Consider the following 16,545-nt stretch of genomic DNA (forward strand, 5'->3'; position numbering starts at 1 on the left):
CTCTTACAAATGGAATTTAAATGCTAATTAGCTAATCCAAAAAAATTAGCCTAACAATGTGCCAAGGTAACGACCGTTCTTGTTTACTTTCTTCATGGTTATTTCTCCATTCTGGTTAACGTTTGTTCTTGAGGGCTATTTAAAAACCCTGAAATGCGAATTGAACAGTAGTTAGCTAATCCAAAAAGATTAACCTAACAATGTGCCAAGATAACGACCGTTCTTGTTTACTTTCTTCATGGTTATTTCTCCATTTTGGTTAATGTTTGTCTGCTTGTACAAGCTAAATAGACAATACAACTATTTTTTGAAAAATACAAGCCTTTAAAAAATGTTTTTTAACCTTTTTAAATATATAAAAACCAGTTTTTTAGCAACCTAAATAGAACGATTTTGACACAGCAATAAGAATCATTAGTACACTGTGTTATATCGTCTGAGCAATGAGTGAAATATTTTTTGTGTTTTTCAGTAACTAGTTAGAAATTTCATTTATGTCACCAATTACTTCTTTTAAAAAGCACAAATAATTGCTATTTTTTTGCCTTTTTCTCTTATTCAAAGAGTTTTCTTGAGTTAATGCAGATATATAACAGTTACTGCTCGCTACAGCGGTCTTCATCCTATTTTGATTAATAACGTAGCTGAACAAACTGAAAGTCCGCATTACAAACTAATGCCGATCAATTATCTGTGCGCTATATACTGCACTAAGACTTGAATAAAGGTGCGTGTAAGGGCAAGTCCAAGTCTAAAAACATTAATACCTCTGATTTAGATAAGCTAATTAGGACTGAGAATTCTGTTCTTCAATCGAAACGACTGGTGTCCAAGCTCGTAAACGTCTTTCTTGTCGTGATTGCATAGTCTCTCCATCGTAGTTCACAGTTACTGAATCTTGAGAGACTAACTGAGCACAATCTAGGACATTGACATTGATGGTGGCAAAGGACTGCTGTGTTTCATTCTGCATGAGAGCGGCAACATAAACGCCGCAGCAACCGCAAATTAGGAAGTCGGCTGTGTGCATACCAAAGCGATAACGAATGACCTGCTCAGGATTGATAATCTGAATTTGCAAGTCTCCATTGGGATCTGAGGTACTACGTGTGCCGTGTTTCCGACAGAAGGAACAAGCGCACGTCCGGACAGGTAATTGGTTTGGAGTATGTGTGCTGTTAAATATAAGTTTGAGCTTGCCACAGTGACATCCACCTGGAAGCGGAAAGTGTTGACTATCCATCTAACTTTCATCCCTATACTTGCTCTCAGAAACCTGCTATACTCAACGGACGTAACTAGCCCCGTTGACATCAATGGTAGCGCCTGTCACATGACGTGCTAAATCTGATGCTAGAAAAATTACGACGTTAGCAATATCCTGTGGCATTGCCATTTCTCCCAGTGGTGTTTGGGAGATAGCCGCTGACTCACCATAGCTATCGAAGTACTCGGCGTTAAGTTCTGTACGGACAAATCCAGGAGCGATCGCATAAACTAGGATATTCTTATCGGCAAATCCACGAGCGATTGTACGAGACAGAGCAAGCATTCCTCCTTTCGATGCTGCGTAGTGCGTATAGTCAGGCAAGTCACCCCGGAATCCTGCTCTGCTGGCAATGTTAATAATCTTTCCACCACCTTGCTGTTTAAAGTGATGGATAGCCTCACGACACAGGGATGCCGGAGCAACTAGGTTAATATTGAGTGTACGTATCCAAGAGGTATGCCAGTCCTCAAAATCACCCTCGATAAATGCTTTTTCATACACTCCTGCATTGTTCACAAGTACATCAATGCGATCTCGCCACTCAGTTGCACGCTCCCATAAATATGGGACAGCCGTGACATCAGCGAGATCACAAACGACTACGTGACAGCGCTCTGAGCCTAAATCAGCTTGTAAAACATCAAGTTGATCTGCAAGTACATCGTTGGCTACGACATAACCACCCGCAGCCACAACAGCGCGTGCAGATGCCTCACCTATACCACGAGCCGCTCCTGTAATTAGTACTACTTTTCCTGTGAGGTCAATCATAGTTACCCTGCCCAAAGTCTAGACAACATAGCAAGCTTTGTCAAAATAATTCCTAATGACGCTTTCTACGCGTAGCGTCTCGTAAAAAGCATCATTACGAATTAGTAATTTGGCTCATCTAGTAACAGCGCTAGTGAGTTCTGGAGTACCAAGAAGTAGCTTTTTATCCTTTCCATATACCCGAATACCAGGACAAATCAAATCGAGATGGTACTGTGTGTAAGGTGTTAGACCAAGCCCAAAGTGCAGCGCTCCACTAGTACCACCGTAAACTTCGTTCATAGCATAATTACCCCAAAGTAAATCGAGTGAGGTATTGATCGCAAAGCCTAACTCCCAAATAGTCAAATACCGGGAATCAACAGCACCCATTGCTTTAAGCATCTCTGCTGCTGGTTCTACATCTGGGTGAGTGGGATGCAAATCCGTTACAACACCTTGCTCTACCTTGGCAATCAGCGCGTGCTGCTTCATGTGTCGCAGCTGACTGAAAATGCGTGCTTGATCCTCTCGTAAGAAAGATGGCTCACCACTATGTAGAATCGGTAGTCCTCGAAATGCAATCTCACCATTGATTGCAAGGTAAAGATTGGGATTAAACTCCCAAATATCGGCAGGTAAGACACTAATTTCTCCTGATGGCGCGATTTGTTGTTCACCCCACTCTAGAGGCCCAGCCTGCAAATTCCATTCGTATTTGTCGTTAAGATGGTCGAAAATTGCGCGAGTGCCGTACTCTTCATCTACAATTTCTAAGCGATCGCTTTTTTGTCCTAACTCAAAGAAACGGTCAGCGAACTCTGCCTGAGCATACGGATCGGTTCGTTCGATCACACCAAGAAAGTGCTTGACAGCTTCTAGTGGTGTTGGTGTGGAATTGGAAGCCATCGCAATCAGCTTGCGCTTGTCCCCCAATACCTCTGGATTGGGAGAACGGAAAAAACAGTTTGGTGAAACTACAAAAATATGCGAGTTTTCTGGGATTTGGTTTTGTAGTATTGCTTCAAATGAGCCTTCCTGGTCATAGGTAACTGTTCGATAGTCTGTATAAGCACCACTTTTCTCAATCAAGAATTGCTCGACAATATCTGTGTTAGTCACCAAGTAAAAAATACAATCTTCTGACGGGCCAAACTGTCGGTAAGAACCAGGTCTAATGGTAATAAGCTCCATAAATCACCCTTTTTTTAAACAACGGTTATAGTTTCTTGTCCAACGACTGTAATATGCGATGTTTTGCTAAGTCTGTTGATATGTGAAGAATACAAAGCAGCCGATCTACTGGAGTCAGATTGTTTTGGAAATAGTATCCTATGTCAGGTTTCTTTGTTGTTGGTAGCGAGGGGTAAAAATCTATCGGTACACTAGCATTTTTAATCACGCCTGTATGCAAACAAAACTCTAGACCAGGACAGATACTCTTTGCAATCAGACAAGCTATCTCGTTCATCTCTAACTTTGGTATTTCCCCGTCAATCCGAGGATACATTTGAACACCATCAAAGCGTGAGAATACCCGCATTGCCGAAAAAACAGCAGGATGACAGGTTTTTAGAGCAACGATTGATGGGAATCCAAAATGTTCTTGACTTACCTTGTAAAGATGGAATCCCCACATACGTTTGAGCAGATGTGTTTTCTGATAACGGTCTGCAATCATTTGTATTTTGACGTGCAGAAAGGGCAATGAGTCCATTTCTACCCAACTGGATGCCAATATAGCGATTAGGTCATTCGATATTGCCTCGACTGCAACAATTAAGTAATCACATTCTTCAAACCAGTTTTGCTTCGCCTGAAAATACTGTTCAATCTTTAAAGTCGGCATTGCTTGGATCAATCCTTGCACAATCCATTCCTTTATTGCTGGTTGAATAAGTTGTTTTGGAGTGGCGTAGTGAAGGATATAACGATCAAATAACCGCGAATCAAGCCAGTTTTTTTGCAAAAGTTGCATATTTGCAAGATGAGTGAATGAGCTTTTTCCCCGCGTCAGTCCTAATGATAAGTATTCAACCGGACTTGATATAGGACTCCGATTTGATTTTTGAAAATATACTGAGACTCAAAAGCCCGTTTTATCAGGGTTTGCTCTGAAATCTTGTTCAGAAATCAGATATGAGTCCTATATTAAAGTTAAAGAGAGGAGATACTTGCCTCACACTATACAAGAATCATCCTTAAATCTTCCGCAACAAAGTGTTGCATAGATCAAGACACCTGTGCCAGCACACTCATATCAAGGGATTTTCCAAGGATTAGATCGTCAGTTTGACCTACAATCAACTGCTGATGCAGTTCCATAAAGTATGCAACATAAAGACGACCTACATTACGTATATGTTCGAGGACTTTCTCCTCATCCTCAGGAGTCTTGATTAAAGATACAAGGACATCCCACACAAAATCGTCATGGTCATCTTTGAGATCGAGGTTCACATGTCCTCTAGCTCCGATAATTTTGTCTTTGCCTAGAATCTTCGCCAAATTGTCCAGCCATTGCGGTTGGGTCTTTACAGTTGTGTATTCAACGAAGTAAACGCTTGAGATCAGAGCCATTGGACTATCTTTGTATTCAATGTCAAAGAGCAAATATCCCATAAGCAGCTTTGTTGAGAGCATTGGCTGTTGCGAGTAAATCGCATCCTTCGATACGCCTACCGCCTCAAGATCCCTGACGAAGAACTCGGTGTCGTGAAGCATCTCCTCCTCAGTGTATTTCGCCCATGCTTTGGCTTGAACTGGGTCATGCTTAGTGAAGTATCGGATAGCTAGTGCATCCACTGTACGTTTTAGCCGCAGCCGAAGAATAGTTTCAATGTTGTGACGCTTGTAGTAATCCATATTGATTTGCGATCCATTCAACATATGTTGAGAAAACGGAACTTCCTTATAGAACTTCACAATCATGGAGTCTAGGAGTGCGTCTACACGCGATCTGAGTTCCGGTTTTTTAGGCTGACCAATAGGCTTTTTCATTTTTGGCAAAATTGATTTATTTTCAATGGTTTCAGAACTTTGGAAGTGCAGAATCAGAAACTGGGAATCGAGAAGGTTGGTATTTCAGAATAGTTTTTCTCGCTGTCTCTAAGATTACCTATTCTTCTAATCCCTGATAATCTACGGGTTTTAGCTGAAGTTAGTGCATTCGACTGGCACTGAAGTTGTGGTTAGTAAAATATCTTGTTTGTGGTTTAATACCAACTTATCTGGTATAAATCCTATACCAATCCAATTCAGGAAAATGTAACTCCAGATACACTTTTTCATTTCTCTCTAGAATCCCTATTGAGTCAATAGGTTTTTTAAATCTAGCGATCGCCACCTACCTTCAGTTGTTGCTTTTTGGCAGATGTAAATTTTTTTTGCATAGCAAAGGCTGCGCTTACTGCCAGAAAAATTCCACTTACACCTTGATTTTCTGGTACTGAGGTAGTTTTGGCGGTAGTGAAACCGTAGTTTTTTAGTATCTTTTGTCCAGTTGGTGAAAGAATATATTCAGCTAATTTTGTTCCTTCTGGACTAGCGTCTTTAAGTACAGTTAGTCCATAATCAGCTTTAACTGCTAGGTTTTCAGGTAGTTCTACAATTTGCAGATTGGACGACTGTTTGAGGGCTGAAAGAGCAATAGTATAGTAGGACAAATAAATATCTACCTGCTGCGTGTCTTCAATAAAGTACACTAAGTTAACCCTTCCGGCTGGAACCGATGGGGAATTGGAACCGCCGGACAAACGTAGGGCTTTCTCATTAAGCTGTTGAAAGCTACCTGGGTTGATTTGATCAGCTTTGCGAAACACCTCCTGTGTGTAATCCCCTAATGGCTCTGCTAAAGGGGTTGAGGTGCCCAACTTGATCTGTGGGTCTAGGAGTTTGCCCAATAGGTTATCTGATGTCAGTGACAAATCTGATCGCGCAACAGCGACCAAACGATTGCTTGCAAATGTTTCTACTGGTTCACTTAAACCTTGTTCAAATAATGTAAGTGGGTTGTTTAGATCCGCACTAGCAAAAACATCTGCGGATTTTCCTCTCTGTGATAACTCTTGTTCTATGAGTTCTCGTGTTAAACCAGATGGGCCAAATTGGGTTGTTACCGGAATCCTATATTTTTGGGTAAAAGAGTTAGCGACTTGTGTCAAACTATCGCGCAAACTACCCGCACCGTAAAGAGTAACAGCAAAAGCCGGATGAGGCAGAATGAGACTGAAAGTACTGGTAGTCAGCGAGATGATAATTAAATACTTTTTCATGCTTGTTGACTCAGTAATGTCTAAGGACTTAAGTCTACGAGAAAACGAAGTTCACTGATAATTTACTTAAACCTTGCTAATACACTTCGAGTGGTTTATTAATATCAGCACTAACGAAGATATCTTGGTCTTTTCTCTATGATGCGATCGCCGAAGGCGGAGCGAAGCCTATCGCCCTGGATATCAAATGAACAAAATATCCATTGTTACAAGAATATTGTTCTAGCTAAAATCCTGAGCTACTGATGGGTTTCAGCTTAGTAGATTGATTCTGGATACAAAATGAATAAATTATTCTCAGCCTAGTGTTCTTCTACTTTAGCTATTTACTTTTGACAAATGCTCGTTTTTTATTAAGGGCAAGAACTAAGCCAACTGCAAGGACACTTCCACCTATACTATTAGGTTCAGGAACAGAAGTAGAGGGGGCGCTAAATCCATATTTCGCCAGCACTTTTTGTCCATTTGGTGAAATAATGTAATCAGCTAGTTTTTGACCATCTGGACTGGCATTATTTAATACTGTTAAACCATAATCAGCCTTGACGGCTAAGTTTTGTGGTAATTCGACCAGTTTCAGACTTGTTGAATCAGATGGAACTTGTAGTGCTAACAAAGCGCTAGTATAATATGCCAGATTGACATCTACTGGCTCCGGACTTTCTACCAGAGAATAATAAATACTACCACCAGAATTATTTCTATTTTGTGGTATTATCTGCGGCGTCAGCCCTGAATTACTTTGATTATCTATTTTATTTGGCGAGAAAAAAGCAGTGTTTTTATTTAACTTTTGAAAACTCCCTGGTTCTATTTGATCGGCTTTTTTATATACGACCTGTGCATAGTATCCTAAAGGATCAGTATCAGGTGGTGTACCTATCCGAAGATTGGGTAACTGCTCCAAAAAATTACTGGATGTTAAAGATGAATCAGATCTAGTGACAGCAACTAAACGATTGCTAGCGAACTTTACCACTGGCCCACCCAAGCCTTTCTCATATATTTCGAGTGGTTTATCGGTATCAGCACTGGCAAAAATATCTGGTCTTTCCCCTCCCTGTGTTATGCGATCGCGCTGGATATCAGAATGATTAAAACTTGTTTCTACAGTAATACCATTTTCCTTGGTAAAATCATCAGCTATTTCAGAAAGACCTGCTCTCAAACTACCGGCACCAAATAAAACAACTGAAGAAGGTTCTGTTTGAGGCGAGGTTCCAATGCTAGCAGCAAAAGTTTTGTTGCTGACAATTATGTTAAAAATGCAGCTAGTCAGTGAAGCAGCGAGTAAGTATTTTTTCATGTTTATACAGCTTGGGTTCAATACTCTTTTGTAGCTTATTTAACAGCTTTAACAGCAGTTATGATATGTGGAAAATATTCAAACTATCCAACCTACTCCCTGATTTATGAGGTTGGATTTGGTTTTGTACTTGATTTTTCAGTTATAAGTATATTACCAACAAAGTTGGAGAAAATGATTTTAATATTTCTTGATTTGAAATCTACTAGGGTATTTTATGCAACAAGAGTTTTCTTAGAACAATTCACACGTAACAGTTTCATAGATAAAAATGCTGTTTCCACTATCGGAATTTGGTTATTCACAGTGTCAGGAAAATTTGATAATTTTCAGTAATTAACTCCACCAGCAGGAAAGAAAGTACTGTGATAATGTGCTTTCTATCTTTATTTAGCGTTACTAGAGTTGTAATATTGAAGAATAATTTCCAAATTTTGACATAAGAGGATGTTTGAAAAGTCGTATTCTCGGTATAAAAATTTTTAAGTGCCCCATAAATCCCCTTTATAAAGGGAGACTTTGATTCCGGTTCCCACCATTTTAAAGGGGTTAGGGGGGATCTAAAAGTGCCTAAAATCACAGTGAAATACTTTTCAAACAACCTCTAAGTTGCACTCATCCTGTGCTAAGGCCACAGAAAATTGTATAATCAACAGCTTATCGATCAAAAATTTCTATAGAGAATGACAGAAGTAATAAGATCCGGGGGACTAAATAATATTGAGTCCATTGAGTTTGAAGAGCAGTGCTTAGAAAAAGCCAGAGAAACAGGCGATCGCAATCGGGAAATCTTTTCTTTGGCAAGTTTGGGCAATGCTTACCAGTCACTCGGCGAGTACCACCTAGCAATTGAGTTTTATCAACAGTGGTTAGATATAGCAACAGAAATAGGCGATCGCTTAGAAGAAGCCAAATCTTTATCTGGATTGGGTAACGCTTACCAATCACTAGGCAAATACCAGCGAGCGATTGAATTTTATCACCAGTGGTTGAGTATTACCAGGAAAATAGGCGATCGCACTGGGGAAGGCATAAGCTTAGGAACTTTGGGCAATACTTATGAATACCTGGGTAAATACGAGCAAGCGATAGAGTTTTACCAACAATGGTTAAGTATAACCAAGAAAACAGGCGATTGGACTAATGTAGGTCTTTGCCTGGGAAGTTTGGGCAATACTTATGAATCATTGGGATCTTACCAACTAGCAATTGAGTTTTACCAACAATGGTTAGGGCTGGCAAAATTCATCAGCGATCGCAATGGTCAAAGTATGGCCTTAAGTGGATTGGGCCGTGCTTATAAGGCTTTAGGAAAGTACCAAAGAGCGTTTGAGTTTTATCAGCATTCATTAGAGATCAGAAGGAATCTTGATGACCGAAATGAGGAAGCAAACGCCTGGTTTAATTTGGGTTTAGTGTTAGAAAAAATCAATCGAGAATCAGAAGCGATGAATGCCTTTTGCAATGCTCGTGAAATTTATCATGCAATGGGACTCGATGCCAGCCTGCAAGATTGTAATCATGCCATTGAGTTTCTTTCTCAAAATGTTGCAAGCACCGCATCTGCCTTCTGGTTTAAGAAATGGTTAAGTCATTTGTCGCAGTCGATCAAAAATGGTTCTAAATGAAGAGTGCTGAGTTGCGAGTTAAAAGACCCTTTTAGGGACTTCCAAGAAATAAATTACTCTTAGCTGAACTTTTCAATTTAGTTGCTGTTTCTTTAAGCAAAATTTTTAATGAGTCAGTTAATTCCATTGACACTCCTACACATCCCAAAACTCGAATCAGACATTGAACTTACTACAAAAGGGAAGTCAGGACTACCGACAGCAGCCCTGACTTCACCTGTATACAATGATTATTATTCTTATACTGAGAAATTTTATTTATTGGAAGTCACCTGTGTCAATAAAATTGATAATTAGTTGCAATTGCTGACTGATCTGCTGTAATGTTTCTTCTCAAGAAAATGATTACATTCTCAGTAACTAGCAGCTATTTGCTGGTTTATTGATAGTAGTGGCAAGTGAAGATGTAGGTGTAGGGGTGGAAATGGTGTTTAGGCAAATATTAAAGATTCTTTTGGCTACAAGCTCTGTTTGGTTGTGGGTTGCAATTAGTGCAGCTGCTAGTGAAATGTCGTCTCAACAAGTACAAGAGAAATCTGCGATCGCAAAAGTATTACCCAATTCCAGGACGATTAGAGAGATTCCTCTCCTTAGTGAAATAGAACGTCCCAGCACCAGTGCTCAACATCTAGTACAGTTGCCAACACCAACCAACCCCCTTTAGAAGGAAGGTGAAGTCGTGCAGGTGACAGGAGTAAAAGCTAATCCCACTCCCCAAGGTGTGGAAATAATTTTACAAACTCTTGGTGGGCAACAGTTGCAACTGTTAAATCGCAGTGCTGGCAATAGCTTTATTGTTGATGTTCCCAACGCACAATTGCGTTTACCTAGTGGCGATGCATACACATTCCGCTCAGAAAAACCACTTGAGGGGATCATTGAGATCGCAGTAACTAACTTTGATGCTAAGACTATCCGAGTGACGGTAACGGGTGAAGGGGGTGTACCAATTGTTGAGTTGTATGACAGTCCCAACGAAGGTCTGATCTTCAGCGTAGCCAGTACTGCACCTTCAACGCAACAGAGTCAGCAACCTCAAACACAACCACCTACACAGCAGCCTCAAAACCAGACACAACCAACTCAACCATCAGCTAGTGGTGATGAACCAATTGAATTGGTGGTGACAGGCGAGCAAGATGGATACAATTCATCCGATGCATCAACTGCAACCAAAACTGATACTCCTCTACGCGACATTCCCCAATCGATTCAAGTCATCCCTGCAACCGTGATTCAAGATCAAGGCGCAGTTCGTCTAAACGAAATTGTCCGTAATGTCAGTGGTGTGTCAACTTCAAACAATGATGGTGGTCAGGGACAAAGTTACAAAATTCGCGGATTCGATGCTAACGTTTACAAAAACGGTTTTACTGACGATTATCTCTCCGATCAAGACAGCGCTAATATCGAGCGAGTTGAAGTTCTCAAAGGTCCAGCCTCGGTGTTGTTTGGACGCTTGGAACCTTCGGGTATCATCAACTTGATAACCAAGAAGCCATTAGCTTCCCCCTATTACAATTTAAATTTTACCGCAGGTAGCTATAGTTTTTATCGCCCCACACTAGATTTTTCTGGTCCATTAACGGAGGACGGAAACCTAGGTTATCGTCTCAACGTTGCCTACGAAAATTCTGGAAGTTTCCGCGACTTTGTTAACAAAGAAAGATTTTTTATTGCTCCTGTACTGAGTTGGAAAATTGGTAACAAGACAAACCTGACTTTTGAAGGTGAATATCTCCATACGGAAAGTCCTTACGATCGCGGGCTAGTGACAATTGGCGATCGGGTTGCAGATATTCCGATTAGCCGCTATCTTAGCGATCCCAAAAATCAAGTCGTTGCAGATGGATCAAAAACGTACTTGACTTTGAATCATGACTTTAATCAGAATTTATTGCTGCGTACTGCTTTTCGGGTGACGACTTCATTATATACATTTAATCGTTTTGTCCTTCAGGGATTAGGTGCCAGTAACGACGGAACTGTTAATCTTTTCAATACTCCTCTAAGTCTGTATCGTGAAACTTATTATCTACAGAATGACTTAACGACTAAATTCAATACTGGCTCCCTCAAGCATACACTTTTGTTTGGTCTGGAGCTTGGTAAAGAGTCTCAGTGGCAGCAGAACGAGTCAGGACCCGCTCAGTCAATTAATATTTTTAATCCGGTCTACAACTTTTCTTTTGGTCCATATCAACCAACTCGTGATAATGCAATCAATAGCACCTCTTTCGGAATTTACCTGCAAGATCAGATAAGTGTGTTTGATAATCTCAAATTCCTTGTTGGTGGCAGGTTTGACACTTATCATTCCACAACACAAGATTTCCTCAATGCCTCAACCACAAAGACAGATAGCGATGCTTTTTCACCCCGTGTAGGAATTGTTTACCAACCGACGAAAGAGATTTCACTGTTTGCCAATTATAGTCGCTCGTTTGTTCCTATAACTGGTAGTGATAAGAACAGCAATGCTTTTGTGCCTGAACGGGGAACTGGTTACGAAGCTGGCATTAAAGGAGACTTTTTAAATAATCGTCTGTCTTCTACCCTAGCTTTCTACACAGTTACTAAAACCAATGTCAGAACTGCTGATCCCAGCGATCCCGCTAACTTTGAAATTCAAGTCGGCGAACAACGTGCTCGTGGCATTGAGTTGGATGTGGCTGGAGAAATCTTACCTGGTTGGAAAATCATTGCCTCCTACGGTTATATAGATGCAGAAATCACTAAAGACAATAGCTATCCAATCGGAAATACTCTCTCCAATACACCCCGACATACTGGTTCATTATGGACAACTTATACCTTTCAAAGGGGTCTTTTAGAAGGGTTTGGTGTTGGTGGAGGGCTTTTTGCAGCAAGCAAAGCTTATGGGGATCTGGATAACTCTTTTACTGTACCTGGTTTTGTACGGACTGATGCGGCACTTTTCTACAAAAAGGATCGCTTGAGAGCATCTATTAACTTCAAGAACCTATTTAGTACCAGATATTTCGAGACCGCTTTTTTTGGCTCAGCCTATCCTGCTGCACCGTTTACAGTTCAAGGAACGATTTCTTGGGAGTTTTGACGTAAGCCTCCACGACTGAATTCCTCTGTGACAAGGCTTGAATATTTTAAGGTAATTGCTATGAACTCTAAAAAACTACGCAACTTCGTATTTACCCTCTTTCCCCAAAAATAAGCTTCTTAGAGGGTTTCTACTAGAGAGCCATTTCATTGGCAACCCGCTTGCGCTTCGCACCCCAGTCAGGTGATTATGGAAAATGCAAATCTTTCTCATTTGCTCCTGGCAATTGGGCATAATTGTTGCCAACTATCACCAGACTGACTCAAAGCAGCTATGACAATCATTTATTCTCAGGCGGGTTTCAATGAGATATTTGAAGCATCCCGCCAAAATGACACAAACCCTCCGAGATCGAATGATTTTGTCACACGCTGGAAGATACCTAAGTTGATTGGTCGGGGGATTGGGCAGTTCTTTGAATTGCGGCAGGGTCTAAGTTTACATATTAATGATTGGCAATTACGCCATGACCTGATGATCGCCGATTATTCAAAATCTGAATCGAGGTTAAACTATGGCTTCTGCATCGACTCAGAAGGGTTTTGGATCAACGATACGGCGGTCAACTCCAAGCAATATGTTCTGTGGGGCAAGGGTATATCAGAGGGTAAAGTCGTAAAGTTACCAGCCGTTCAGCAGGGGATTTGGATTCAAGTTTATATGATGCCTGAACTGCTATATTCATTTGTGGGTGATGCATCCGGGCAATTGCCTGCCGTCTTTGAGCATCTAGTGAAACCACCGGATGAGGAGCGATCGCTTCAAATCGGAACGACTACACCGCAGATGCAGGTTGCTTTGCAGCAGATATTGCACTGTCCCTATCAAGACATGACACAGAAGATGTACCTAGAAGGTAAAATCTGGGAACTGACGGCATTGCTCCTAGAACAGGTGAAAGCAAAGCAGGATTTGCCAGATCCAATTTGGCAATTGAAACCGGAGGATGTAGACCGCATCTATTATGCTAGAGAACTGTTGCTCAATCGGCTAAACAATCCTCCTTCCCTGACAGAACTGGCGCGGCAGGTAGAGCTAAATGACTGCACGCTCAAGCGGGGCTTTCGGCAAGTATTTGGCAAAACTGCGTTTAGCTATTTGCATGACTATCGACTAGAACAAGCGCGGCAGCTATTGACAACGGGCGAAATGAAAGTTGCAGAGGTTGCTGAAGCGATCGGGTTTGCAGATCCGGGATATCTGGCAAGAGCATTCCGCAAAAAGTTTGGTTGCTACCCTGGTTGCTACCGACGGCAGTTTAAGTAAGATGAAAAATTCCGTCTAGTCAGCAAAAAAATTCCGTCTAGGCAGCAAAACAATCACCCATTGCTCCCACTTTCTGGTAATCTTTTTGAAATAATTTCCTAATTATCGGTTTGATTAGGCTGGTGTGGAGAGTCATGGGTTATTCATTGAAATTGACATTGATTGCAAGTATCGTCTTGGTCATGATTGCTCCAACAGCTTGGGCACAGAAGAGATCCCCACTTAACAAAGCAGAATCGGGGGAGCAAATCGGGGGCAAGATTCGACAACTAAGTGAGATAGAGCTTCCGAATACCAGCGCTCAATATTTAGTGCAGTCGCCAACACCAAGCAACCAACAGAACCTTGGGGGACAAGTTATACCAATAACCTCCGTGAAAGCAAATCCGACAGCCAAAGGCGTAGAGGTGATTTTAGAGACACCTGCTGGAACTCAACTGCAAGTCACAAATCGCAGTGCGGGCAGCAATTTTATTGTCGATGTATCTGGCGGACAATTGCGTTTACCTTCGGGAGAGGCGTTCACATTCCGTTCTCAAAAACCAGTAGAGGGAATTACTGAAATAACAGCACAGAATATTGATGCAAATACTGTGCGGGTGACGGTGGTAGGGGAGAAAGTTTTGCCCACAGTTGAATTATATGATGATGATACAGGTCTGGTTTTTGCAGTAGCAAGTACAGCAACGGCAACTTCTGGACAACAGCCACCCCAAACACCTCAGGCTATTCAGCCAGGAAATCAGACACAGCCAACTCAACCATCGGCACAAGGTGATGAACCAATTGAGTTGGTGGTGACAGGTGAGCAAGATGGATACAATTCATCCGATGCATCAACTGCAACCAAAACCGATACTCCCCTACGCGACATTCCTCAGTCGATTCAAGTTATCCCCCGCGAAGTGATTCAAGATCAAGGTGCGGTTCGTTTGACTGACATCGTACGTAATGTCAGTGGTGTGGCAAATGCAGGAACTACTGAGGATCGTTCAGACAATTACATAATTCGGGGATTTGGTGCCAACATTTACAAAAATGGTTTCCTTGACGATTACTACTCCGATCGCGCCTTTCGAGACAGCGCTAATATTGAGCGAGTTGAAGTTCTCAAAGGACCAGCCTCGGTGTTGTTTGGACGCTTGGAACCTTCGGGCATCATCAACCTGGTAACCAAGAAGCCATTATCCGAACCCTACTACAACTTAAGTTTTACCGCAGGTAGCTACAGTTTTTATCGCCCCACTCTGGATTTTTCCGGTCCACTAACAGAGGACGGAAAATTGGGTTATCGTCTCAACATTGCCTACGAAAATTCTGGAAGTTTCCGCGACTTTGTACACAGAGAAAGATTTTTTATCGCTCCTGTACTAAGCTGGAAAATTGGTGACAAGACAAACCTGACTTTTGAAGGTGAATATCTCCACTCAGAAAGTCCTCGAGATGTTGGAATATATCTAATTGGCGGTAGGATTGCAGATGTTCCGATTAGCCGCAATCTCAGCGATCCGAGAAATCAACTCGCTGTAGATGAATCAAAAACTTACCTGACTCTCAGTCATAACTTTAATCAAAATTTATCGCTGCGTACTGCTTTTCGGGTGACAACTGCCTCAGAAACACTAAATCGTTTTGGCGTTCTAGGACTTTTTGCCAGTAACGACGGAACTGTTGATTTTTTCAGTTCTCCCTATAATCAGTATTATGAAACTTATTTTCTACAGAATGACTTAACTGCTAAATTCAAAACTGGCTCTGTCAATCATACAGTTTTGTTGGGTGTAGAACTTGGTAGATTGTATAGAAGGAGTAAGACAGAGCTAGCAGATGCTGGTAGCTCTAACGTTTTTAATCCTGTTTACAACTTTTCTTATGGTCCATATCAACCGCTTGACGATATAACACAGAATACCGATTCTTTCGGAATTTACCTTCAAGATCAGATAAGTGTGTTTGATAATCTCAAACTTCTTGTTGGTGGCAGATTTGACACTTATCATTCCGAATTGCAAAATTTCCTCAATTCCTCAACCACAACCACAGATAGCGATGCGTTTTCACCTCGTGTAGGAGTCGTTTACCAACCGACAAAAGAAATTTCACTATTTGCCAACTATAGTCGCTCGTTTAATCCTGTCAGTGGTACGGCTAAGAACGGTGATGCTTTTGTGCCTGAAAGGGGAACTGGCTACGAAGTCGGCATCAAAGGAGACTTTTTAAATAATCGTCTCTCCTCTACTTTAGCTTTCTACACAGTTACCAAAACCAATGTCGTAACTACCGATCTCAGCGATCTCACCGGAACCTTTTCAATTCAAGTCGGCGAACAACGCGCTCGTGGGATTGAGTTCGATATTGCTGGAGAAATCTTACCTGGTTGGAAAGTGATTGGTTCATACGCTTATACGGATGCAGAAATTACTGAAGACAATAGCTATCCAGTTGGAAATACTTTGGCTAGTACACCGCGACACAGTGGTTCATTGTGGACAACTTATACCTTTCAAACAGGTCTGTTAAAAGGATTTGGTTTTGGTGGAGGTATCTTTGCGGCTAGTAAAAATTATGGAACTCTGGATAACACTTATACTTTACCTGGTTTTGTACGGACTGATGCGGCTGTTTTCTACAAAAAGGATCGGTTGAGAGCATCTGTTAACTTCAAGAACTTATTTGATGTCAGATATTTCCAGGGCAGTTTTTTTGATACAGCCAATCCGGCCGATCCGTTTACAGTTCAAGGAACAATTTCTTGGGAGTTTTGAAGTAAGTTTTTACGGCTCTTTAACCTCTGGGTAGAGCATTCCGCAAAAAGCTTGGTTGCTACCAACGGCAGTTTAAACAAGATGAAAAATTCCCTCTAGTCAGCAAAAAAATTCCCTCTAGTCAGCAAAACAATTACCCATTGCTCCAATTTTCTGGTAATCTTTTTGAAATAATTTCCTGATTATCGGTTTGATTACGCGGTGTGG

General features: G+C 41.3%; 13 protein-coding genes. 6 read left to right on the forward strand and 7 right to left on the reverse strand.

Features of this window, described 5'->3' with window-relative positions:
* Positions 1-787: 787 nt before the first annotated feature.
* The 7 genes from V7K89_RS20285 to V7K89_RS20315 form a co-directional block, all read right to left on the reverse strand.
* Positions 788-1,243 (reverse strand): hypothetical protein, encoded by a 456-nt coding sequence (locus V7K89_RS20285; protein ID WP_335190239.1) that lies wholly within the window; start codon positions 1,241-1,243, stop codon positions 788-790.
* A 42-nt stretch (positions 1,244-1,285) separates the two neighbouring features.
* Positions 1,286-2,041 carry an SDR family NAD(P)-dependent oxidoreductase gene (locus V7K89_RS20290; RefSeq protein WP_335190241.1) on the reverse strand — a complete coding sequence of 252 codons (756 nt, stop codon included), beginning with the start codon at positions 2,039-2,041 and terminating at the stop codon, positions 1,286-1,288.
* 114 nt (positions 2,042-2,155) lie between these two features.
* Positions 2,156-3,214: a hypothetical protein gene (locus V7K89_RS20295; RefSeq protein WP_335190243.1), complete on the reverse strand. Its 1,059-nt coding sequence runs from the start codon at positions 3,212-3,214 to the stop codon at positions 2,156-2,158.
* Positions 3,215-3,239: 25 nt separating this feature from the next.
* Complete coding sequence (locus V7K89_RS20300; protein ID WP_335190245.1) at positions 3,240-3,998, reverse strand: hypothetical protein; 759 nt, start codon at positions 3,996-3,998, stop codon at positions 3,240-3,242.
* A gap of 254 nt (positions 3,999-4,252) precedes the next feature.
* The gene (locus V7K89_RS20305) at positions 4,253-5,020 is read right to left on the reverse strand and encodes a hypothetical protein (RefSeq protein ID WP_335190247.1); all 768 of its coding nucleotides are present in this window, start codon (positions 5,018-5,020) and stop codon (positions 4,253-4,255) included.
* A gap of 332 nt (positions 5,021-5,352) precedes the next feature.
* On the reverse strand, positions 5,353-6,294 hold the full coding sequence (locus V7K89_RS20310) for a substrate-binding domain-containing protein (protein WP_335190249.1): 942 nt from the start codon (positions 6,292-6,294) through the stop codon (positions 5,353-5,355).
* Positions 6,295-6,616: 322 nt separating this feature from the next.
* Complete coding sequence (locus V7K89_RS20315) at positions 6,617-7,600, reverse strand: substrate-binding domain-containing protein (protein ID WP_335190251.1); 984 nt, start codon at positions 7,598-7,600, stop codon at positions 6,617-6,619.
* 683 nt (positions 7,601-8,283) lie between these two features.
* Here V7K89_RS20315 and V7K89_RS20320 point away from each other — a divergent pair.
* The 6 genes from V7K89_RS20320 to V7K89_RS20345 all read left to right on the forward strand — a co-directional run bounded on the left by V7K89_RS20320 (position 8,284) and on the right by V7K89_RS20345 (position 16,338).
* Positions 8,284-9,228, forward strand: a complete 945-nt coding sequence (locus tag V7K89_RS20320; protein WP_335190253.1) for a tetratricopeptide repeat protein — start codon at positions 8,284-8,286, stop codon at positions 9,226-9,228.
* A 108-nt stretch (positions 9,229-9,336) separates the two neighbouring features.
* Complete coding sequence (locus tag V7K89_RS20325) at positions 9,337-9,525, forward strand: hypothetical protein (protein WP_335190255.1); 189 nt, start codon at positions 9,337-9,339, stop codon at positions 9,523-9,525.
* Between the two features lie 94 nt (positions 9,526-9,619).
* A complete protein-coding gene (locus V7K89_RS20330; protein ID WP_335190257.1) occupies positions 9,620-9,892 on the forward strand; it encodes a hypothetical protein in 273 nt (90 codons plus the stop codon).
* A gap of 15 nt (positions 9,893-9,907) precedes the next feature.
* Positions 9,908-12,307 carry a TonB-dependent siderophore receptor gene (locus tag V7K89_RS20335; RefSeq protein ID WP_335190259.1) on the forward strand — a complete coding sequence of 800 codons (2,400 nt, stop codon included), beginning with the start codon at positions 9,908-9,910 and terminating at the stop codon, positions 12,305-12,307.
* A 273-nt stretch (positions 12,308-12,580) separates the two neighbouring features.
* Positions 12,581-13,573, forward strand: coding sequence for a helix-turn-helix domain-containing protein (locus V7K89_RS20340; protein ID WP_335190261.1), 993 nt, complete (start codon positions 12,581-12,583; stop codon positions 13,571-13,573).
* A 134-nt stretch (positions 13,574-13,707) separates the two neighbouring features.
* A complete protein-coding gene (locus tag V7K89_RS20345) occupies positions 13,708-16,338 on the forward strand; it encodes a TonB-dependent siderophore receptor (protein WP_335190263.1) in 2,631 nt (876 codons plus the stop codon).
* Positions 16,339-16,545: the final 207 nt, after the last annotated feature.

It is taken from the genome of Nostoc sp. (genome assembly GCF_036917515.1).
Lineage (GTDB): Bacteria > Cyanobacteriota > Cyanobacteriia > Cyanobacteriales > Nostocaceae > Nostoc.

Bases quoted from the DNA above. Each gene is read 5' to 3' on its own strand.
- V7K89_RS20285 (WP_335190239.1), bottom strand. From the start codon at position 1,243: ATGGATAGTCAACACTTTCCGCTTCCAGGTGGATGTCACTGTGGCAAG.
- V7K89_RS20290 (WP_335190241.1), bottom strand. From the start codon at position 2,041: ATGATTGACCTCACAGGAAAAGTAGTACTAATTACAGGAGCGGCTCGT.
- V7K89_RS20295 (WP_335190243.1), bottom strand. From the start codon at position 3,214: ATGGAGCTTATTACCATTAGACCTGGTTCTTACCGACAGTTTGGCCCG.
- V7K89_RS20300 (WP_335190245.1), bottom strand. From the start codon at position 3,998: ATGCAACTTTTGCAAAAAAACTGGCTTGATTCGCGGTTATTTGATCGT.
- V7K89_RS20305 (WP_335190247.1), bottom strand. From the start codon at position 5,020: ATGAAAAAGCCTATTGGTCAGCCTAAAAAACCGGAACTCAGATCGCGT.
- V7K89_RS20310 (WP_335190249.1), bottom strand. From the start codon at position 6,294: ATGAAAAAGTATTTAATTATCATCTCGCTGACTACCAGTACTTTCAGT.
- V7K89_RS20315 (WP_335190251.1), bottom strand. From the start codon at position 7,600: ATGAAAAAATACTTACTCGCTGCTTCACTGACTAGCTGCATTTTTAAC.
- V7K89_RS20320 (WP_335190253.1), top strand. From the start codon at position 8,284: ATGACAGAAGTAATAAGATCCGGGGGACTAAATAATATTGAGTCCATT.
- V7K89_RS20325 (WP_335190255.1), top strand. From the start codon at position 9,337: ATGAGTCAGTTAATTCCATTGACACTCCTACACATCCCAAAACTCGAA.
- V7K89_RS20340 (WP_335190261.1), top strand. From the start codon at position 12,581: ATGACAATCATTTATTCTCAGGCGGGTTTCAATGAGATATTTGAAGCA.
- V7K89_RS20345 (WP_335190263.1), top strand. From the start codon at position 13,708: ATGGGTTATTCATTGAAATTGACATTGATTGCAAGTATCGTCTTGGTC.